Genomic DNA, 18,463 nt, shown 5'->3' on the forward strand with positions numbered 1-18,463 from the left:
TTGGCAGAAAGGCTTCAAGGTGGACGACTTTTACGCCGCCCGCAGCAGGGCTATCCCGCCGCTACCGTGGTCGAATATTGCTCCGCCGTTCTCATGCCGAAGAGGCCCATTTCCGAGTAGCCGGTCTTCACCGCGCCGTAGAAGTTCGTTCCGGCAAGGAAATCATACATCCGCTTCTGGGTCTCATCGAGCCATGCGCGGACTTCGACGTCATCCATGACATCGGAATTGTAGAGCTCGGCCTTGAACCAAGGGCGCGACGAGGAGGACAGCCCGCTCGTCATGCCGCCGGTCAGCGTGCGGAAAGACTGGATCGCATGGCTGTCATAGATGCGGGCTTGTCGACGCGCGTTGCGGTTCGTGTCGCTATTGAGGAAGCGGGAACGGGCGGGCTGCGCGTGGCGGGCTATTTCCTTCCAGTCAGCCTCATAGGGCTGCCGGACGCTCTGCATTCCGGTCAGGCGCTTCTGGCATCGCTCGCGGAGCGTGAGAGCCATTAGCCGAGAGTGCTGGCCGCGCCAGTGACCGAGGGGTTGCCCAGCGCGCCCTGCGCGGAAGTGAGGACGGTTGCCATGAGCGCGCGGCGGCGCTTGGCGGCGTCGTCGACGCGCGCCGTGGTGGAGCCACCGTCAGGGAGCTTGGCCGCCTGTCGCTCGGGGACAGTCGGAACGTCTGGAGTGCTAGTGCAGATGGCTCGTCTCCCCGATCATGGGGAGACCATTTATCCCGCGCCGTTATGCGGTTGAATCGAGGCTAGTCGAGTTCGGCAAGCTTCGGCCATGGCCGAATGGCGTCGATGACAGCTTGCGCCACCTCTTCCGGATTAACGACCACGTATAGCGGCGCCCTTCCCACCACTCCCATCTGATCGCCTGCTACGTTTGCAACCTTGGCGGTGCTATTAATGGCTTCAATTGCAAGGGCTATCTTCTCGGCCTCCACCATCAATCCAACTCCCGATAACGGTCCCGCTCTACCACGTTCCTCCGGATTTCCTCATACACTTCCAGCTTCATGGTCTGGATGTTCGCCAGCAGCACCGCATCCCCGTCGTCGGGCGAACGGCCAAGATCCTCTTTCATTTCGGCCTTGAGGCGAACCATGATGCCGCGCGAAGTCAGCTTCCACTTGTAGGCGGCGAGATCGGCGCGCAACGCAGGGTCGGGCGGGAGCGCTACCGGATCGGGATTCGTCGGGTCGAGCGCCTCCCGCATCCGCCATGCCAACTCAGCGCGGACGTTGGCGAACTTCAGCTTACCGTCCTTGGACCGCTCAAGCGACACATTCGCCGCGTTCACGGGCATCACCTGGACCTCATTCTCGGTCAGGAAGTTGCAGGTGGTCAGGCCCCAGCCAATCACGTCGACATGGACCGCGGCGCGATCGGTGCGGTGGCGGATCACATGGCCGGCGGAGATAGGACCGGCAGCCTCTTGCGGTATCTCGCGCCCTGCGATGCGGATCAGTTCGTCAAACCATGTGCCGTGCCGGCGGGATATGACGAAGTTGTCCTTGCCGCCGACAGCCACGTCGACGCCCATACTGTCCATCTCGCCCTTGGCGTCGCGGGGCTTCCAACGGGCTTGCGCGGCATCGATCCACGCGGTGGGGATCACCTGCCACTCATCGTCCTCTACGCCCGCCGTGAAGTCGCCGTTGAGCATCTGGGAGCGCAGGGGCTCGGGCATGGACTGCAGGGTGTCGATATAGCCCGTCTTCACGTAGAAATAATTGTCCGTCACCCGGCTCGGGATGAACGTGCGGCTCTTTGGCGTGATGATCTTCTCGGGCGAGAACTCGGACGGATCGTAGTCATAGACCGGATCGCCGCGGAACAGCACGAAGGGGCGCTCGTCCTCGACCTCGAAGTCCTTGCCCTTGATCGTGGTGAACCATCGCAATTCGCCGGGCTTGGCGGGATTGGGATGCTTGTCGTTGAGCCACGGCCCGAAGAAGTCTATCACCCATCGGCCTTCTGCCGTCGTGGGCGGGTTGAAGGTCATGAGGATGCGGGCGCGCTGCGCGGGATCGGGGCCACGCGCCCAGCCCATCGTGAAGCGGACCTGAGATTCCCGCATCTCGGTCACTTCGTCATAGGCCTTCAGGTCATGGGCGCGGCCCTGCCATTTCTGGTGATCGGTGGGATTGTCCAGGCCCCCGAACTCGATCAGCCTGTCAGTCACGCGCCAAACCGATTTCTGGCTGTTGTAGCCATCGGTGGACCCAAGGATCTCGGTCATGCGCTGGACGATGCCGTCTGTCTGCGCCTTCTCGCGCCGCAGGATCAGCGTCCGCTTGTGTTGTGTGAGCGCGAGCCCCGAGATCAGGTCAGACTTACCGCCGCCGGCAGCGCCACCATAGCCGGTGATATAGGCTTGGCTGTTGAGCGCTTCCATCTGACGACCCACCTGGGGGCGCCAGATCGTCTCTTTCATGTCAGCGGCAAGGATCGCCTCAATCTCGGCGCGTTCTTCCGGGGTTGCGACCGATAGCAGCCGCTCCCACTCACTCGGCGTCGTCGGAAGGTTCATCGATGCGGCCCTGCAGGCTGGCAGCGAGCGAGGCGAGGCGCGTCATGGTCGAGATGTCGTCAGCAGACTTGATCTGCTCGCCGCCGCTCGTGACATCTACCTTGCTGCCGAACTTTTTGGGGTTCCATACCGCCAGAAGCTTCAGGCGGGTTTCGACGCGCAGCTTGGAGCGCTGGACATGCTCGCCATTGAGACGCCACCCTACTCCTTGCTCATCGTGCTCATCATCCCGACCCGTGCGCATCATCCAGTCGTTGGTAGCATCGTCGGCGATATCCAGCGTCTCTTCGAGAATGGCATCCTCGCCTAATTCGCGCGCGCGCGCGAGTCGTTCGGCAAATTCCTTGTCCGCATCACGTCGATCATAGATCGTTGTGCGCCCCACTCCATGCTTTCGGCACGCTTCTGCGAGAGGAATGCCATCGGACACTTCCTCAAGGATGGCATCCTCGATCGAGCGGTTGAGAACGAGCTTGGGCATATCAGCCCCCTACCCCTTCCATGGCCTCGTGGTGAATCGACCGCTCATATTCAGCGAAGCCGACGGCGACCATGCAGGTCAGGAAGGTCTGGACATCCATCCCCTCGCGGCGGGCTGCGACGATGATCCGCCGACCCGTCTCGTTGTCACGTTGACGGACTGCCGTGATGGCGGGTGCGGGAACATTGCGCTTGCGGTTGCGCCAATGGATCGCGGGATTGCGAACGGGCGCGGTCTGCTTGCCGGTTTCCACGATAGTGATCCTCCGTTCCTTCTGGTAGCGCTCGATGGCGATTAATCCCTGCCGCTGCAGGCGCGTGAGGATGTAGGGCGGGCTGCTGACCGACCCGTCAATTATGTCGGCCAGATCCTGATTGCTGGGACACGGCGCACCGACATCGGCCGCTTCGGCCACCGCGGTAAAAACCAGAGCTTCGGCAAGCCTTGGGTCCGTGTAGCCCATCATGCCCTCCCCAGATTTTTGACCCAGCACCAGGCCGCAGCAATCAGGGCCAGCGGCCCAAGCGCGAGATGACCCGTCGCGACATTGGCGACGATCACCCCGTCTACCTGTCCGCTTAGCCCGATCGAGCGAAGGCGCCGCTGCGCGTCATCGTGATCTTCGGCCGTGATCTCCAGCGAGCAGGCCCGGCCGCCATGGCGATACGTAGCGAGGTAGCGCTTCGCCACCACCCCCATCACCGCGCCCCCTCGGAAACCGTGTTGGTCATGGTCGCTCGTTTGCCTGGCCGCTTGTGTTCAGCGCAGCGACAGCTCTCGGGCGCGAAGTCCATCCGAGTGTATTGGTCGAACGCGGCGCCGCATTCCGCGCACCGTCCACGCCAGATCGAAACTTGCACCTCGTCACCATGCCGGTTGGTGCGCTGGTCGTGCTGGACGATCATGTAGGCGTGTCGCCCGATCGAAATGCCAAACCCGACTTCCGGCTGCTGGTCAAAAACGATCCTCATTCCCGCCTCCATTTGCTCCACCTTGCCGCACCACCTGTTGCCGCTGCTCCATCCGTTGCTCCACCACCCCCACCCCTTCAGGGTGTAGGGGTGGTGGAGCAGGATTTCGGCCTTGGATTTGCTCCACCTTGCTCCACCTTGCTCCACCGCAATTTTCAGAGGTGGAGCAGGTCATTCCGTCACCCAATTTCCAACCACCACGAACTTGCGTTTCCGGCGGGCGCTGTCTTCCTGTTCTACCACCTCAAGCACACCATTCTTGATCCATTCTTTCACCAATATGGTTATTCGCTTGGTGTCCTTGGGGTCGTCGGCGTCCATCATCAGGGCATCGGCGACGGCCCTTCCGACCCATGCGTTCGACTGCCGGTTCTCGCGCCACTCACCCGCGCCGACAGCCTTCTGGACGCGCATGACATGGGCGACGGTGATGCCGTCGAACGCATCCGGGGCTTTCCATGGGCAGGCCACGCCGACGCTGTCGCCATTGTCCAGATCGACGTTGTTCATGCGATACCAGGTCGTCGATCCGGGCGGCGCGAGGTTGGCCTTGTCGTTGTCGACGCGGAAAAAGAAGCGCGCTTCGGCCTCGGACACGCCGACCTTCTCGGCCTCGTCCTTGGTCATGCGGTTGAACACCATCACGGAGCGCGCGGCGCCGATGAGGGCGCTGGCACCGCGCGCGCTGTCTGCGGTGGCCTCCTGGCCGTTCTGCTTGCGGACATGATGCACGAGGTTGATCGCGCATCCGGTGACGCCGGCAACACGAGCCCATTCCTTCGCCACCATATCGATCGCCATGTTGTCGTTTTCTGAAACGGCATGGCTGGAGACGAACGGGTCGAGGATCAGCACGTCGATGTTGCGCGCCTTGATCTCATCGATGATGGAGTCGACAACCGGACGGATGATGCGGACGCCGGACATGTTGTCCTCGGCGATGACGCAGCGTTGATCGCGGCCGCTGTCGACGAACAGGCGATCGGCGATGTCCTCGGGCTGGATGCGGAACCGTTTGGCGGTCGCGTGCAGCCGGCGCTCGGTTTCCTCGGCGGGATCTTCGAGATTGTAGAGCCAGACGCGCAACGGGCCTTCGTGGAGCGTTTGCCCATAGATGTCGCGGCCCGACGCGAGAGCGAGCGCCTCGCCGATCTTGAGCGAGGATTTGCCGACGCCACCGGCTGCCACGTCGACCGAGAGGAAGTCGCGCAGGAGGTGCCGGCCATAGAGCCATTGGCGCCGGGGAATGTCGGCCTCGGCGCGCCATGTGAACGGGGTGGCCTTGATCGCGGCGGGCGCTGTGACCGGCTCGCCATAGGCCGGCGGCTCGTCCATCCACGAGGGCACGTCATCTTCGAACGACGGATCAAGCGGCATGGCGACGCCCCTTCGTGATATTGATTTCGGGGATACGCGGCGGCTTGGTAAGCTGGAGGCGCAGAGCCTGGGCGAGCTTGCTGTTCGGCACGTCGATGGACTGGACCTCGCGGATTTCGGCGCTAGCCTGCGCGGAATAGCCGTCGATCACGCAGGCGGCGGTGGTGTCGCCGATCCACTCCAGCGGCGTGCCGACCATACGGAGCATGACAACCTCGCCGGGGAACGCGCCCTGCGCGCGGCGGACGTTGTCCATACCGAGAATGGTGCCGTTCCACGTCCTGAGCGCCCAGCGGCTCGGGGCATCAGGCGAAAAGGCGATGATGTCGACCAGCGCGCCATCCTCGACGACGCCGACCATGAAATGGAGCGCGCCGGCCTCATCGGGCCCCCAGCGGTCTCCGGTGGGGTCGATGGCGGCGCGACCGATGCCGAGTATTCCCTTGGCGGTCAGCAGCGGCCATTCGGTGCCGCCGTGCGCGCGGAGCCACTCGCAATGCGGATGCTTCAGCGCATCGGCATAATGGGCCATTTCCGACGAGAGGCTCATGCGGCCTCCATCATCAGGAACGGCGCGCCAAGCGCGCGGAGCCACGCAATCGCCTCGTTGGCGTCGCGCTGAACGGATACGTCAAAGCCGTTGCGGGCGAGACGCTCGAACCATTCGGACTGGTTCTCCGACATGCGGCCCTTGGTCGCCTTAAACTCGATGAAGGCGATGCGGGGCTCGACGTTGGCCGGGTCATTACCGTGCGACCAGAGGCACATCACGTCGGGGAAGCCAGCGGACAGGCCCTCGCGCTTGACCTGGGCAGCCGCGCCGCGCGTGCGCTTGCCGGCATTGGGGATCGCGACCACGGACACCGCCGGGCAGAGCATTTTCACGCGCGCGCGAAAGCGGGTCTGGATCGCGATCTCGCTCATTGCGCGGCTCGCTTCTGGCGGGCGATCGTCAGTTCATATTCGATCTGCTTCGGCGGCACGCGGAACATGCGGCCGAGGCTGTCGACGGTGAATTGATCGATCGAGCGCGCGGACGTGAGCAGCGACTTGAGCTGCGCCAGCGCCTGCGCCTGGGTGATCTGCTTGTCGGGGTATTTGCTGAGGCGCATCAGAACAGCCCCAACTGGACGCCATAGGTTTCGCGGAGCGCGTTCTGCTCGTCGCGCTTCTGGCGCTCGATGGCGCGCTCCTTGATCGCCCACTTGATCGTGGGAATGTCGTATCCTTCGGACTTGGCGAGCGCGAAACGCTCCTTGATGTCCTCGTTCAGCCCCTTGCGTTCGTCGATCAGCCGTTCGGCGGCTTCGATGTGCAAGCGCAGGCGGTCGGCGCCATCAGTCATATCTGGATCTCCGGCATGTTGTGCGCGGCACGGATTTCGTTGGCGCGGGCGATGCAATCGGGGTTGCGGCGCCTCGTCTCGGCGGCCTTGTTGGCGCGCGCCTGATTGTCCTTGCGGCAGAGGCGGCGGTTTCCGAGCGCGAGGTCGATGTCGTAGCCGCGCGGGATAGTGGGGAGTGCGCGCCGTGCGCGGCGGGGGCGGAAGGGCCAGATCACGCGGCGGCTCCGAATAGAGAGCCTTGACGCTCGGCGTCGTCGATCCGCCTGCACGCGGTATCAAAGTGCGCCGGGTTCATTTCAATCCCGATGAAGCGGCGACCTTCGCGGTGGCAGGCGATTCCCGTGGTGCCCGAACCCATAAACGGGTCGAGAATGAGCGGATCAGGGAGATCGATGGCGACACGAACAAGCTTCACCATCAGGTCGACCGGCTTTATCGTCGGATGGACCGAGGAATCGCCCGACGCCTTTGACACCCAAAATCTCGACTTGTCGTGGTAGGTGCCGCCGAGGCGAACGCCCTTCCAGAAATGGAAAACATATTCCGTATCCGGCAGGTAGTTTGCCCCACAGAGCGGCGTCGGGTTGGTCTTGTTGAAGGTGGTGAGGTTCCAGCGGAAGCCGTTGGTGTCCGCAAATTCGATCATGCGGCGCATCTGGGCCTTGGCGCAGAATACCGTCAGGGACGGAGCCACACCGAGAAGCATGTCGGGATCGAACCCCTCATGCAGCTTTTCAGCGTAGATATCTTTGTAAACCTGCCGCTTACCACCGAGACCGCCACCCATGGGAACGAACTCATAGGGCGGGTCGGTCACAACGGCGTCGATGCCGGTCAGAGTCGGAACGATCTCCCGCGCATCGCCCAGATAGAGCGTGGCGCTTCCGATGTGTTCGACGCGCATCACGCCACTGCCCTCGGCTTGCGGATTTCACTGCACCGCTCCAGCCACCGGCCGGTTTCATGGTGCAGTGATCGCATCAGCGCCTCACCGTCCAGATATTCGCAATGGGCGGTGCTTTCGGCGGCCGGGCTGTCGGGGTGCGCATATTCCTGCAATTTCAGGTTCACGCGCGCGATCAGCACCTTGAGGTCGTCGGTGTCGCAAACGGCGGTCTTGTCCACCACGCGGCGGCCGTAGAGGTCGGCGATGTCGTCCAGCGCCGTTTTGTCGGCATAGAGCGCGTCCCACAGCCGCTTCGGGTGCGGCGCGCTTCCGGCGAACAGATTGCGCAGGCCTTTGGGCGTCATGTCCATCACGAAGGCGAGCACTTTCAGGCCCACCTTGCGTTCCGCCCTGCCCAGCCCGGCAAGCATCGCGCCATGGAATTGATCTTCCCCGACCGAACTTGTTTCGGGAACGACACTGCTGCGCTGCGTCATTATTTCAGTCCTCATGGTCAGTTGCATTGCTTTGGATGGGTTGCCGATCGGCGAGGCCGCGCGACATGCGGTCCATCGCGCCCGTTTCCGCGCGGCGGCGCGGGATCGCGGCATCACGGGTCGACGGCGGGAAAACCTCGTGGACCGTCGGCGCGGTCTGGATTTCGTGGACCGTCGGCGCGGTCTGGATTTCGTGGACCAGCCACGCGAGGCCCGCCACGCCGATAATGACCGGTAGCGGCCGCCAGATCGCCCATAGGAGCGCCATGGCGGCGAACGGGCCGACGACGGTGGCGATGATGGCGGCCCGGCGGCGCATCACCCGATCACCCGCATGGATGACGTGCGCGGGAGATGGCGCCAGCGACGATCGCGGACGATATGATGAAGGTTGACCTTGGAGCACTGCGGATAGGCAGCAGCCAACGTCGCGAGCGTGTCGCCAGCGGCATAGCGGCGCCGGATCGCGATCACGTCAACATCGGTGAGCTTCGCGCACCACACCTGTGTGCCGCGCAGGGTCATGCCGCGACCTGCGAAACGGCTGAGAGAACCTTTTCCATCTGCGCGGCAGGGATTTGGCCACGCTGGAACCAGCCCTGCACCGTCGAGGCGTTGCGATGCCCGAGCAGTCGGGAAAGCTTCCGAATGCCGCCTAGCCGCTTGATGATCCGCTGATGTTCGGTGAGATTGTCGAGCATACGCATGGTGTACGCGTTCAGCGTATAGGCGTCAATGTGGATAGTGTACGCGTTCGGTGCGAAAACACGCCCATGTCTGATGTACTGACGATAGGTTCGCGCTTCCGGGCGCTATGGGAACGGTCTGGGCTATCGCAGCGCGAGTTAGCCGAGGGTGCCGGCTTCAATCATGCGTCTGGAATACAGCGCTATGTCGACACAACGCATGACACGCCGATCAAGCCAGAAGTGGCCATCCGCTTTGCAAAGGCGCTCGCCGGGAAGGGCAGCCCCGCGATCCTGGCCGATGAGGTTATGGCCCTGACCGGCCTCCCTCAATCAAACGCCCAGCCCGTGAAATTTGAAGGCGCCCCGTCTGTTGTGCTGCGCGACGATCTGCCAATATTCGGGACCGCCCTTGGCGCGCCGAAGATAGTGGATGGTGAGGCAGTGGAGCAAACGACGCTTAATCGCGGCGAGGTCGTTGAATATATCAAGCGGCCAACCATCCTGAATGGCACGCCCGACGCCTATGGGCTCTATGTCCAAGGCTCATCGATGTATCCGGTCCACCCGGAAGGAACGCTCCTCCTTGCGCAAGCCAAGAAGCCGCCGCGCGTCGGCGATGATGTTGTTGTCTATCTGCGCTGCAACGGCGACGACGACGACGGCGAGCGCGCCCGTGGCGTTCTGGTGAAGCGCCTGGTGCGCCGGTCAGCGCAGTATGTCGAGCTGCAGCAGTTCACGCCTGACATGACGTTCCGGCTTGATGCCGCAGACGTGCTGCGGATCGACCGCGTGCTGACATTGGGGGATCTACTTTCGTAGGAGGGGGTATGGCAGGGCTGTTTGGTGGCACCCTTGGCGTTTTCGTGCTGTTTGTGCTTTGGGAATTCGCCCTGTTTAAGCGGGTCATGGACGACCCGCTAAAAGGCAAGATGCTTTCCGTTTTGGCGGCTTGGCTGACCATCGGCGGCGTGGCCGGCTTCGGGCTAGCTAACGGCGGCCCATATTATTGGCCCGCCTTCGGGGTCTATGCGATCCCAGCCGTCATCGTCGGCACGTTCGCCTACTGGCGCGGATCGAAACTCCGAGAGGAAATCGAGCAGGCTCCAGTCTCGGAGGACGTGATAGACACCTTCCGCTAGACCAGTTCAATCATCTCAGCCCCGCCTAGAGCGGGGTTTTTTGCGCCTCGATTCGAACGTACGCAAAAAAACGTACGCGTCGTGTTGACATACACATTGTGTACGCGTACACCACCTCCATCAGCCCAACCGGCGATGGAGATGACCGTGCAGCAGCCGACCAGCAAGAAATACGAGATCGTCAAGGACGACACCGTAAAGACATGGGGCGGCCGGACACTGTTCCGCATCCGTGCGCTGGTTGACATTGCCGCGATGAGCATCTCCGCCGGCGATCTCGGCGGATATATCGAGCGTGAGGAAAACCTGTCGCAGGTCTACGGCGATGCGTGGGTCTCCGGCAATGCGCGGGTCTCCGGCAATGCGCGGGTCTCCGGCAATGCGCAGGTCTCCGGCGATGCGCGGGTCTACGGCAATGCGCGGGTCTACGGCAATGCGCGGGTCTACGGCAATGCGCGGGTCTCCGGCGATGCGCGGGTCTACGGCAATGCGCAGGTCTCCGGCAATGCGCGGGTCTCCGGCGATGCGCGGGTCTACGGCAATGCGCAGGTCTACGGCAATGCGCGGGTCTCCGGCGATGCGCGGGTCTACGGCAATGCGCGGGTCTACGGCAATGCGCGGGTCTACGGCAATGCGCGGGTCTCCGGCGATGCGCGGGTCTACGGCAATGCGCAGGTCTCCGGCAATGCGCGGGTCTCCGGCGATGCGCGGGTCTACGGCAATGCGCAGGTCTACGGCAATGCGCGGGTCTCCGGCGATGCGCGGGTCTACGGCAATGCGCGGGTCTACGGCAATGCGCGGGTCTACGGCAATGCGCGGGTCTCCGGCGATGCGCGGGTCTACGGCAATGCGCAGGTCTCCGGCGATGCGCGGGTCTCCGGCGATGCGCGGGTCTACGGCGATGCGTGGGTCTACCGTCCAAATCACCTTGGATGGTTCTCTTGCGTCGGCAGCGAAAATGGCACGCTCTGCTGGTTCATCCAGAAGGATCGCGGCGTCAGGGTATCGCGCGGATGCTTCGCGGGATCGCTGGAAGAATTCGGTGAAGCCGTTGATGAGCGGCACGGGGACGGCCCTGACGGCCAGCAATACCGCCTGCTGATCAAGTTCATCGAACTGCGTGCGGCAGAGGCGCTGAAAGACTTCCATGCCGAAGATGCGCCTGCTCCGGCCGAGGCCGCTTGATCATGGGCCGCTACCCCACCCAGACCGCGACCCGCGTTCTCCTTGAGAGCCAGCGCGACCGCCTGCGGGATGCGATCATCACCAGCCCGCTTGCCACGGTGTTCGCCCGCAACAGCGCCGAACGCTACCTGAAGCGGGTCAACGACGCGCTGGGTTTCACCGATACCGCTCTGTCTGCCAGCGCCGGCCTGTTTGGTCGCAACGGCTGGGCGCCCGGCATCGATGACGCGATCACCTCGCTTCGCCGCCAGCACGAACTGACCGCGCTCGCCAAGGTGGACGCGGCTGCCGCCAAGAGGATAGCGGCATGACCCAGCTCGAACGCCTCCGCGAAACAACCGCCATCCTCGACGCCGCGATCGCCAAGCAGACGCTGGCCCACATGCGCGAGCAGAACTGCGCGCTCCGCAACGTCGAGCCGAGCGACGATATGGTGGCCGAAATGGTCCGCGCCGACGACGCGCTCGGCCTCGCCAAGCACGATTTCCACGCCGCCCTCCGCGCTGCCGGGTTCGACCCCGACCAGATGCGCGAATGGTGCGAGGCGTAAGCAAACAGGAGGATTTATGAACAAGATAATGAAGTTGACGACCGAGCAGGAGGCGCGCTTTCCCGAGTTCGTCCGCAAGTGGATAGACATCGGACTGTCGACCGAGCCGGCGGATCGGCCGCGCGCTGAGGCGGCGATTGCGGGGCTGTATAAGCTCGCAAAGCTCCGCGAACCGCGCGTTATATGGCTCCCGTGCCCGATCAGTGCGGCACTAAGCGCAGTAGTCTACGCATCGCTGATCCAGCATCGGCTGATCGAGGGCAAGGACAGCGCCGTGGGCAGCGCCGTGGGCAGCGCCGTGGGCAGCGCCGTGGACAGCGCCGTGTACAGCGCCGTGGACAGCGCCGTGGGCAGCGCCGTGGGCAGCGCCGTGGGCAGCGCCGTGGGCAGCGCCGTGGACAGAGCCGTGGGCAGCGCCGTGTACAGCGCCGTGGGCAGCGCCGTGTACAGCGCCGTGGGCAGCGCCGTGGGCAGCGCCGTGGACAGCGCCGTGGGCAGCGCCGTGGGCAGCGCCGTGCGCAGCGCCGTGCGCAGCGCCGTGGACAGCGCCGTGGGCAGCGCCGTGGGCAGCGCCGTGCGCAGCGCCGTGGACAGCGCCGTGTACAGCGCCGTGGGCAGCGCCGTGTACAGCGCCGTGGGCAGCGCCGTGGGCAGCGCCGTGGGCAGCGCCGTGGACAGCGCCGGATATTCATTCTTTGGTGGTGGGCTCTGGAGCGCAGGATATGCAGCCTGGGCCGATTACTTCAGTGATGCCTGCGGGGTCGCGATCGACAGAAACTTTCTGGAAATGACCGCAAGCTGTGGCTTCTACTGGACGCTTGATGGCATCGTATTCGCATCGGAGCGTCCATCTGAAATCCATCTGGACGATTCCGGCCGGCCGCACTGCGAAACCGGCATGGCGATTAAATACGCCGGCACTGGATGGGGTTTAACCTATTGGCATGGCGTCAAGGTGCCTGACCACTGGATCGCCAACCGCGCGGATATCGACCCGAACGAGGTCATCAAGGCCGATAATGTCGAACAGCGCGCTGCTGGCGCAGCCATCGTTGGCTGGTCCCGAATGCTCTCTGTCCTGAAATGCACGGTCATCGACGATAGCGGATCGCCTGATGTCGGCCAGTTGATCGAACTGAGCCTGCCCGGGCTGCGCGAGCCAGGTCGCTTCCTCAAGGCGCACTGCCCTCGCAACGGGATCATCGTCGAGGGCGTCCCGCGCATTTCCGACATTGATCGACTTCCGATCGAGACCGCTTTCGCGGCGCAAGCGTGGCGCATCGGCGATCCGCAAAGCGAATACTCCCACCCCCCGATCCGAACCTAACCACCCACAAAGAGGAATTAAGCATATGACGAAGCAGATCATCGGCGCCCAAGGCGAAATCACCATCATCAAGATTTCCGCGCTGCCGGAGAATGCCGAAACGAAGTCGGTCGAACGGACGGCTAAGGGCTGGATCATCAGCCACAGCGAGAATGGCAATCACCACTTGCTGACTGGCGGTGATGTGATGGAGCGCGTGAGCGACGTGCCGGCTGGGATGCAAATCCTCTACGCGCTGCTCGATGAACCGGCATCGCTGATCCAGGACGCGGCCGTTCCGCACGGCGGATACGATCTGGAACCCGGCATCTACGAAATGCGGATCAGTCGCGAGTTCGACCCCTTCGCCGAGCAGGCGCGTCGGGTCGCTGACTGATTTCCCCAGACGCCCGGTGCGATCGGGCGCGAGGATGAAATCAGGAGGATTTCTCCATGACCCCGCTTTTCCCCCGCCGTCATCTGGAGGCAATGATGCTCCACCGACACGCGCAATATCAAGGCGTCCATACGCGCCGGCAGTTTGAACGGCAGATCACCGACCAGCCTTGGGATGGCGCGCGCGATCCCCACCGCATCGCGCTTCGTCGCGCGGTTGCCCCTGCGCTGGCCCTTGCGGCGCTGCTCTCGGCCTTTGTGTTCGGGATGATGGCACTGTGAGCACTTGCCTCGAATGCGGCCGCCGCGCCGATGAGTGGCTGACGTTCTGCGCTGCCTGCGCCGCCGAATACCCTTCCGCCGCTGCTTCCATCCCCACGACGGCTACGCCCCGCCGGGAAGCAGCATCACCCGCCACGGACGCGCATCCCCCTGTCGCGTCGGGTTCCTGCGGCCTGCCTTTCGTGGCTGGGCTCGCCGCAAACGCCAATTCAAATGGAGCGCTGTAATGGAAGCGGCCACCCTAAATCTTGAACCCGTAGCGTCCGCCGGCACCGATCTAGCCATCGCAGTGGCTAGCGATCCCGGTATAGTGCTCATCGACAGCCAGAAGTTTGACGCCTGGTATGACAAGCTGAAGGCCGAGGCGCCCACTGATGCGGACGTTTCCACCTCGAAGGGCCGCGATGTCCTGCGCTCATATGCCGCCAAGGTGCGGTCGGAGAAGGCGGGTATCGATAAGGCTCGTCTGCGCCTGACCAAAGAATGGCGCGACATGACCGCGCAGGCAAACGCCGCCGGGAAGATCATCGGCGAGCGCCTGGAGTCGCTCGCCGCCGAGGTTCGAAAGCCGTTGACTGATTGGGAAGCGGCCGAGAAGGCGCGCGTCGATGCATGCCGCAGCAAGATCGACTGGCTGATCAATGCCGGGGTCGTCACCATGGACGATACCGTTGAGACCGTCAGGACGCGCGGCAGTGAGGTCTATAGTGTCGAGGTCGGCGAGGCGTTCGGTGACATGGCCGGCGAGGCTGAGGCGGCGAAGGCAAATGCCATCGCGACATTGAAGGCCGGCCTGTCGCGCCTTGAGCGGGAGGAGGCCGAGCGCGCCGAACTGGAAAAGTTGCGCGCCGAAGCCGCCGCCCGAGAAGCGAAGGAAGCTGCAGAGCGCGAGGAGCGCGAACGCGTCGAGCGCGAGGCCGCAGAGAAACGCGCCGCAGAAGAGCGCCGCATTGCCGCCGAGAAGGCAGAGGCGGAGCGGATCGAGCGCGAGCGCAAGGAGGCTGCCGAGGCCGCGCAGCGGGACGCCGAACGCAAGGCGCAGGCCGAGCGCGACCGTATCCAGCGTGAGCATGACGAGGCGCTGGCCGCTGAGCGTCGCCGCGCAGAAGACGCCGAGCGCGCCGCACAAGCCGAACGTGACCGCGTGGCCGCCGAAAGGGCTGCGGCCGAGGCTGAAGCCCAGCGCCTCGCCGATGAGCAGGCGGCTCGCGAGGCTGACAAAAAGCACCGCACCTCCGTCAAAACGGCCGCCAAGCAGGCGTTCATGTCGTGCGGTGCCGACGAAGAGACCGCCAAGAAGATTGTCATGGCCATCATCGCTGGGGAAGTGCCGGCGATAACGCTGAGGTTCTGATCATGAATAACCCATTCGCAGTTGGATATGTCGACCCGTCGACCTCGGACAATGAGCCGGTCCATATCTCGACGCGCAACTCCATACGCATCCACGACAAGCTCATCCAAGGATCGGACGAGTGGCTTGCCGCCCGCTGTGGCCTGCTGACCGCCAGCGAAATGAAACACATCATCACGCCGACGCTGAAGGTGGCGGACAACGACAAAACGCGCGCGCACCTCTGGGAATTGCTGTTCCAGCGCCTCACCCGGTTCGTCGAGCCGCAATATGTGTCCGATGCGATGCTGCGCGGGCAGGAGGACGAGATCTACGCCCGCGCGGCCTATTCCGAGCACTACGCGCCGGCCCTCGAAGCGGGCTTCATCACGAACGATCAATGGGGCTTCACGATCGGCTATTCGCCTGACGGCCTCGTTGGCGACGACGGCCTGATCGAGTGCAAGTCGCGGGCCGGGAAGTTCCAGGTCCAGACAATCGCCGAAAACGAAGTCCCGGCCGAATACATGATCCAGCTTCAGACCGGCCTTCTGGTTTCCGGCCGGAAATGGATCGACTTCATCTCATATTCCGGCGGCCTGCCGATGTTCGTCAAGCGCGTCGAGCCTGACGCGCAGATACAGGACGCCATCCTTACCGCCGCCCAATCCTTCGAACTCAAGCTGGCGGAAAAGGAGCGGGAATACCGTGCTTCGCTCGCCGCCATGGCCAAGCTGATCCCGACTGAGCGTCGGACTGACATGGAGATAATCCTGTGACTGAAATGGTAGATATGTCCCGCTTCGTCGAGGCGAAGTCGGACCAGCTCAACGCCGACGACCTGATCGGCGCCCCGCGCACGATCACGATCACCCGCGTAACCGGCAATGATGGCGATCAGCCTGTTTCGATCTTCTATCAGGGCGACAACGGCAAGCCGTTCAAGCCCTGCAAGACGATCCGTCGCGTCCTGATGGGCGTGTGGGGCCGCTATGCCAACGAGTATGTCGGCAAGTCTATGACGCTCTATCGCGACGATAAGGTCACGTTCGGCGGGCTGGAAACCGGCGGCATTCGCATCTCGCACATGAGCGACATCGACCGGGAAATGATCGTGGTCGTCATGAAGTCGAAGGGGAAAAAGGCAGGCGTGAAGATCCTGCCTCTCGTCGTCGAGCAGAAGGCCGACAAGGTGGCCGATGGCGTCCGCGCGCTGATCGAGCGCATCCAGAATGGCGAGGATATCGACGCCGACCCCGCCGTCGCCAAGCAGCGCGCTTGGCTGGCTGACAACCGCCCGGAGCTGGCCGCCAAGGTGGATTTGGCGATTGCCGAGCGCAGGCCGGCGCAAGGTGATGACGATCCCTTCGGGCTGCCGGTTCTCGACCACGGCGAAGCGCAGACCACCGTTGACCCCGAAGCCGATATCCTCGCCCACATCGCCCGCAAGACGACCGCGATGGACGTCAACAGCCTCGTCAGCAGCCGGATCGGCGAACTGGATGACGAAGCGGCGGAACGGGTGCGCGCGGCTGCCGTGGACCGCATTGCGGCGATCAAGGAGGCAGCGAAGTGATCCGGCACAAGTCCGAGGCGCCGCCGAACTTTCGCGAGATAGCGGAGGGGAAAAGCGTCAACGCGGTCAAGAAGGTCATCGGCCGCCATTATAAGACGATCGAGCGCTGGTTTGCAGAACACGGCATGGAGCCCGTGCGTGGCCTGGCAAAACCGCGCACGGAAGAGCCGACAGGGTTCCGCGACATGGCGCGCACCGCGACGCTCGTTGAGCTTGCCAAGCATTTCCACATGAGCAAGCACACGGCGGCGCGGCTGCGGAATGAATGCGGGGTGTCGCGCAAGATCAAGTCCGGCGCCGTCGATCGCTCCACCAGCGGCGGCAAGCGCATCTCGTTCAACCGTCCCGGCACCCTCGCCGCCCCCGTCTCCCAGCGCGACGACAGCGTTGCCGGCCAAGCGGCCGACTTCCTGCGCCGGCGGGACTGGAAGGTCCACCGGATCGACGATCAGGGCCGGTTCGATCTCAAAGGCAAGCGCTACCAGTGCGGGCGGCTCCAGGTTTCAGCGCCCGAGTTGATCGCGATGGCCGAGAACAAGGGTTTCGTGCCGTTCCGCGTGTGGAGCGAGGCCGCCTGACATTCCCATCCCGCTCGCGGTGAGCGGGTTCGGGGCGGCGCTAACGGGTCTGTTTTTGCCGCCCCGCATGATTTCGAGAGGTAAGCTGCCATGATCACGATTACCGCCAAGCAGGCATTCGAGAAATACGACGCGGCGCTTTCCGCTGGCGGCATCGCCCAAGGCGTCTGGAACAGTGAACAGGATGGCCGGCACGTCGCCTGCGCGCTCGGCGTGATCGACCCGAGCATTGACGCTGCATCGAAGTGCCCCGCCTCTGTCATGCCCCGATGGCTGGCCCAGATGGTGCCGTGGCTGTTCGACAATCAGCGCGCGGAAGATGCCTTCGCGTGGGGGAGCACCTTCTATGCCGAACTCGCGCGGCTCGACGGGCAGGTTCCATTCACCGTGGTCTATGACTGGCACGCGAATGTTTCGTGCGTCATGGGCATAGAGGCAGCCGAAAAGCGAGGCCGTGACCCTGAGCCGCACCGCAAGTTGCAGGCGCTCCACCAACGCGCGCTGAACGGCGACCGCGCTCCAGTCGATGAGTGGCGGTCGGTTTTGCGCAACGCCTACGCCGACACCTACGCCTACGCCTACGCCTACGCCGACGCCTACGCCGACACCTACGCCTACGCCTACGCCGACGCCTACGCCTACGCCTACGCCGACGCCGACGCCGACACCTACGCCTACGCCTACGCCTACGCCGACGCCGACGCCGACACCTACGCCTACGCCTACGCCTACGCCTACGCCGACGCCGACACCTACGCCTACGCCTACGCCTATAAAACGGCGATCAACCGTCTCGCGGTCGGCTTGGTCGAGTGCATGGCGCGCGTTCCGACCGACGCCGGCCAGATCGGGCGGGGGTGCGGGGAGTGATTATCATCCACGGCATCGGCGATTTCGTCGCACTCCGCAGTGCGGAGAGGCTCCTTGCGTCCGCAGGGTTCTCGCTGGCGTCGGGCTGCCGAGCGCAGCCGACCGGCCTCATGTTTGGGGACTGGGAGATCGCCAAATGGCGCAACCTGTCGCCGCAGGAGCGCGACGCCCTGCATGGAGTGATGACGGGGGATCGCCGCAACGGGCCACTTAAGATCACGCTGACTGACTGTTGCCCGGCGGAGGGGATGCGCGCCTTCTGCGATGCTGCCGGGGATCTGGAGGGTATCGCATGACCGCCCACCCCGAACCCCGCCCGCTGGAGGTGGAGTGCCCCGTCTCTCCGCTGCCGTCGCGCCGGCACCAGGTCGACACAACCATGGAGAGCGGGCCGAACAACTGTTTCTTCTGTGAGAAGCCGATGCCCCGCAGAAATTGCAATGGAGATGACCGATGAAGGGAGACATGCGT

At 63.8% G+C, this 18,463-nt stretch carries 32 protein-coding genes; 14 read left to right on the forward strand and 18 right to left on the reverse strand.

The genetic code is table 11. The features are described from left to right. Positions 1-50 precede the first annotated feature (50 nt). The 18 genes from CHB74_RS20245 to CHB74_RS20335 form a co-directional block, all read right to left on the reverse strand. Complete coding sequence (locus CHB74_RS20245) at positions 51-497, reverse strand: portal protein (RefSeq protein WP_245843103.1); 447 nt, start codon at positions 495-497, stop codon at positions 51-53. A 256-nt stretch (positions 498-753) separates the two neighbouring features. Continuing rightward, positions 754-945 carry a hypothetical protein gene (locus tag CHB74_RS20255; protein ID WP_089221304.1) on the reverse strand — a complete coding sequence of 64 codons (192 nt, stop codon included), beginning with the start codon at positions 943-945 and terminating at the stop codon, positions 754-756. After that, a complete protein-coding gene (locus CHB74_RS20260; RefSeq protein WP_245843105.1) occupies positions 945-2,435 on the reverse strand; it encodes a terminase in 1,491 nt (496 codons plus the stop codon). The genes CHB74_RS20255 and CHB74_RS20260 overlap by 1 nt, the downstream gene beginning before the upstream one ends. 70 nt (positions 2,436-2,505) lie before the next feature. Then, complete coding sequence (locus CHB74_RS20265; RefSeq protein ID WP_089221306.1) at positions 2,506-3,012, reverse strand: terminase small subunit-like protein; 507 nt, start codon at positions 3,010-3,012, stop codon at positions 2,506-2,508. A 1-nt stretch (position 3,013) separates the two neighbouring features. Then, complete coding sequence (locus CHB74_RS20270; RefSeq protein WP_144033877.1) at positions 3,014-3,475, reverse strand: helix-turn-helix domain-containing protein; 462 nt, start codon at positions 3,473-3,475, stop codon at positions 3,014-3,016. Then, entirely contained in the window at positions 3,475-3,711 is a 237-nt protein-coding gene (locus tag CHB74_RS20275) for a hypothetical protein (protein WP_089221308.1), read from the reverse strand. The genes CHB74_RS20270 and CHB74_RS20275 overlap by 1 nt, the downstream gene beginning before the upstream one ends. Continuing rightward, positions 3,711-3,983, reverse strand: coding sequence for a hypothetical protein (locus tag CHB74_RS20280; RefSeq protein ID WP_144033878.1), 273 nt, complete (start codon positions 3,981-3,983; stop codon positions 3,711-3,713). The genes CHB74_RS20275 and CHB74_RS20280 overlap by 1 nt, the downstream gene beginning before the upstream one ends. A gap of 171 nt (positions 3,984-4,154) precedes the next feature. Continuing rightward, positions 4,155-5,360 (reverse strand): AAA family ATPase, encoded by a 1,206-nt coding sequence (locus CHB74_RS20285; RefSeq protein ID WP_089221310.1) that lies wholly within the window; start codon positions 5,358-5,360, stop codon positions 4,155-4,157. After that, positions 5,350-5,910, reverse strand: coding sequence for a hypothetical protein (locus tag CHB74_RS20290; protein ID WP_089221311.1), 561 nt, complete (start codon positions 5,908-5,910; stop codon positions 5,350-5,352). Before CHB74_RS20290 ends, CHB74_RS20285 begins: the two co-directional genes overlap by 11 nt. Then, a complete protein-coding gene (locus tag CHB74_RS20295; RefSeq protein WP_089221312.1) occupies positions 5,907-6,284 on the reverse strand; it encodes a VRR-NUC domain-containing protein in 378 nt (125 codons plus the stop codon). The genes CHB74_RS20290 and CHB74_RS20295 overlap by 4 nt, the downstream gene beginning before the upstream one ends. Beyond that, positions 6,281-6,472, reverse strand: coding sequence for a hypothetical protein (locus tag CHB74_RS20300; RefSeq protein ID WP_089221313.1), 192 nt, complete (start codon positions 6,470-6,472; stop codon positions 6,281-6,283). The genes CHB74_RS20295 and CHB74_RS20300 overlap by 4 nt, the downstream gene beginning before the upstream one ends. Then, positions 6,472-6,705 carry a DUF2312 domain-containing protein gene (locus CHB74_RS20305; RefSeq protein WP_089221314.1) on the reverse strand — a complete coding sequence of 78 codons (234 nt, stop codon included), beginning with the start codon at positions 6,703-6,705 and terminating at the stop codon, positions 6,472-6,474. Before CHB74_RS20305 ends, CHB74_RS20300 begins: the two co-directional genes overlap by 1 nt. Next, positions 6,702-6,920, reverse strand: a complete 219-nt coding sequence (locus CHB74_RS20310) for a hypothetical protein (protein ID WP_089221315.1) — start codon at positions 6,918-6,920, stop codon at positions 6,702-6,704. Before CHB74_RS20310 ends, CHB74_RS20305 begins: the two co-directional genes overlap by 4 nt. Beyond that, positions 6,917-7,609: a DNA-methyltransferase gene (locus tag CHB74_RS20315; RefSeq protein ID WP_089221316.1), complete on the reverse strand. Its 693-nt coding sequence runs from the start codon at positions 7,607-7,609 to the stop codon at positions 6,917-6,919. The genes CHB74_RS20310 and CHB74_RS20315 overlap by 4 nt, the downstream gene beginning before the upstream one ends. After that, entirely contained in the window at positions 7,609-8,103 is a 495-nt protein-coding gene (locus CHB74_RS20320; protein WP_218821477.1) for a hypothetical protein, read from the reverse strand. Before CHB74_RS20320 ends, CHB74_RS20315 begins: the two co-directional genes overlap by 1 nt. Then, on the reverse strand, positions 8,093-8,407 hold the full coding sequence (locus CHB74_RS20325) for a hypothetical protein (protein ID WP_089221318.1): 315 nt from the start codon (positions 8,405-8,407) through the stop codon (positions 8,093-8,095). The genes CHB74_RS20320 and CHB74_RS20325 overlap by 11 nt, the downstream gene beginning before the upstream one ends. Next, entirely contained in the window at positions 8,407-8,613 is a 207-nt protein-coding gene (locus tag CHB74_RS20330) for a hypothetical protein (protein WP_089221319.1), read from the reverse strand. The genes CHB74_RS20325 and CHB74_RS20330 overlap by 1 nt, the downstream gene beginning before the upstream one ends. Next, a complete protein-coding gene (locus CHB74_RS20335; protein ID WP_089221320.1) occupies positions 8,610-8,789 on the reverse strand; it encodes a carph-isopro domain-containing protein in 180 nt (59 codons plus the stop codon). Before CHB74_RS20335 ends, CHB74_RS20330 begins: the two co-directional genes overlap by 4 nt. 72 nt (positions 8,790-8,861) lie before the next feature. Between CHB74_RS20335 and CHB74_RS20340 the strand changes: the two genes are divergently transcribed. The 14 genes from CHB74_RS20340 (at position 8,862) to CHB74_RS20405 (ending at position 18,288) form a co-directional block, all read left to right on the forward strand. Beyond that, positions 8,862-9,596 (forward strand): S24 family peptidase, encoded by a 735-nt coding sequence (locus tag CHB74_RS20340; protein ID WP_179220946.1) that lies wholly within the window; start codon positions 8,862-8,864, stop codon positions 9,594-9,596. Between the two features lie 8 nt (positions 9,597-9,604). Then, on the forward strand, positions 9,605-9,916 hold the full coding sequence (locus tag CHB74_RS20345) for a hypothetical protein (RefSeq protein ID WP_089221322.1): 312 nt from the start codon (positions 9,605-9,607) through the stop codon (positions 9,914-9,916). A gap of 135 nt (positions 9,917-10,051) precedes the next feature. Continuing rightward, the gene (locus CHB74_RS20350) at positions 10,052-11,101 is read left to right on the forward strand and encodes a polymer-forming cytoskeletal protein (protein ID WP_218821478.1); all 1,050 of its coding nucleotides are present in this window, start codon (positions 10,052-10,054) and stop codon (positions 11,099-11,101) included. A gap of 2 nt (positions 11,102-11,103) precedes the next feature. After that, positions 11,104-11,412, forward strand: a complete 309-nt coding sequence (locus tag CHB74_RS20355; protein WP_089221323.1) for a hypothetical protein — start codon at positions 11,104-11,106, stop codon at positions 11,410-11,412. Next, positions 11,409-11,651, forward strand: a complete 243-nt coding sequence (locus CHB74_RS20360) for a hypothetical protein (RefSeq protein WP_089221324.1) — start codon at positions 11,409-11,411, stop codon at positions 11,649-11,651. The genes CHB74_RS20355 and CHB74_RS20360 overlap by 4 nt, the downstream gene beginning before the upstream one ends. A 16-nt stretch (positions 11,652-11,667) precedes the next feature. After that, positions 11,668-12,978: a DUF6745 domain-containing protein gene (locus CHB74_RS20365; RefSeq protein WP_089221325.1), complete on the forward strand. Its 1,311-nt coding sequence runs from the start codon at positions 11,668-11,670 to the stop codon at positions 12,976-12,978. A gap of 25 nt (positions 12,979-13,003) precedes the next feature. Continuing rightward, complete coding sequence (locus CHB74_RS20370) at positions 13,004-13,354, forward strand: hypothetical protein (RefSeq protein WP_089221326.1); 351 nt, start codon at positions 13,004-13,006, stop codon at positions 13,352-13,354. Between the two features lie 56 nt (positions 13,355-13,410). Beyond that, on the forward strand, positions 13,411-13,635 hold the full coding sequence (locus CHB74_RS20375) for a hypothetical protein (protein ID WP_089221327.1): 225 nt from the start codon (positions 13,411-13,413) through the stop codon (positions 13,633-13,635). Positions 13,636-13,861: 226 nt separating this feature from the next. Continuing rightward, positions 13,862-14,989 (forward strand): hypothetical protein, encoded by a 1,128-nt coding sequence (locus tag CHB74_RS20380; RefSeq protein WP_089221328.1) that lies wholly within the window; start codon positions 13,862-13,864, stop codon positions 14,987-14,989. Further along, the gene (locus CHB74_RS20385; protein WP_245843108.1) at positions 14,905-15,747 is read left to right on the forward strand and encodes a lambda exonuclease family protein; all 843 of its coding nucleotides are present in this window, start codon (positions 14,905-14,907) and stop codon (positions 15,745-15,747) included. Before CHB74_RS20380 ends, CHB74_RS20385 begins: the two co-directional genes overlap by 85 nt. Further along, complete coding sequence (locus CHB74_RS20390) at positions 15,744-16,544, forward strand: hypothetical protein (protein WP_144033880.1); 801 nt, start codon at positions 15,744-15,746, stop codon at positions 16,542-16,544. Before CHB74_RS20385 ends, CHB74_RS20390 begins: the two co-directional genes overlap by 4 nt. Then, positions 16,541-17,122 (forward strand): hypothetical protein, encoded by a 582-nt coding sequence (locus tag CHB74_RS20395; protein ID WP_089221331.1) that lies wholly within the window; start codon positions 16,541-16,543, stop codon positions 17,120-17,122. The genes CHB74_RS20390 and CHB74_RS20395 overlap by 4 nt, the downstream gene beginning before the upstream one ends. A 90-nt stretch (positions 17,123-17,212) precedes the next feature. Continuing rightward, positions 17,213-17,992 carry a hypothetical protein gene (locus CHB74_RS22165; protein WP_179220947.1) on the forward strand — a complete coding sequence of 260 codons (780 nt, stop codon included), beginning with the start codon at positions 17,213-17,215 and terminating at the stop codon, positions 17,990-17,992. Continuing rightward, complete coding sequence (locus CHB74_RS20405; protein ID WP_179220948.1) at positions 17,989-18,288, forward strand: hypothetical protein; 300 nt, start codon at positions 17,989-17,991, stop codon at positions 18,286-18,288. Before CHB74_RS22165 ends, CHB74_RS20405 begins: the two co-directional genes overlap by 4 nt. The last annotated feature ends 175 nt before the right edge of the window (positions 18,289-18,463 follow it).

The organism is Edaphosphingomonas laterariae (assembly GCF_900188165.1).
Lineage (GTDB): Bacteria > Pseudomonadota > Alphaproteobacteria > Sphingomonadales > Sphingomonadaceae > Sphingomonas_E > Sphingomonas_E laterariae.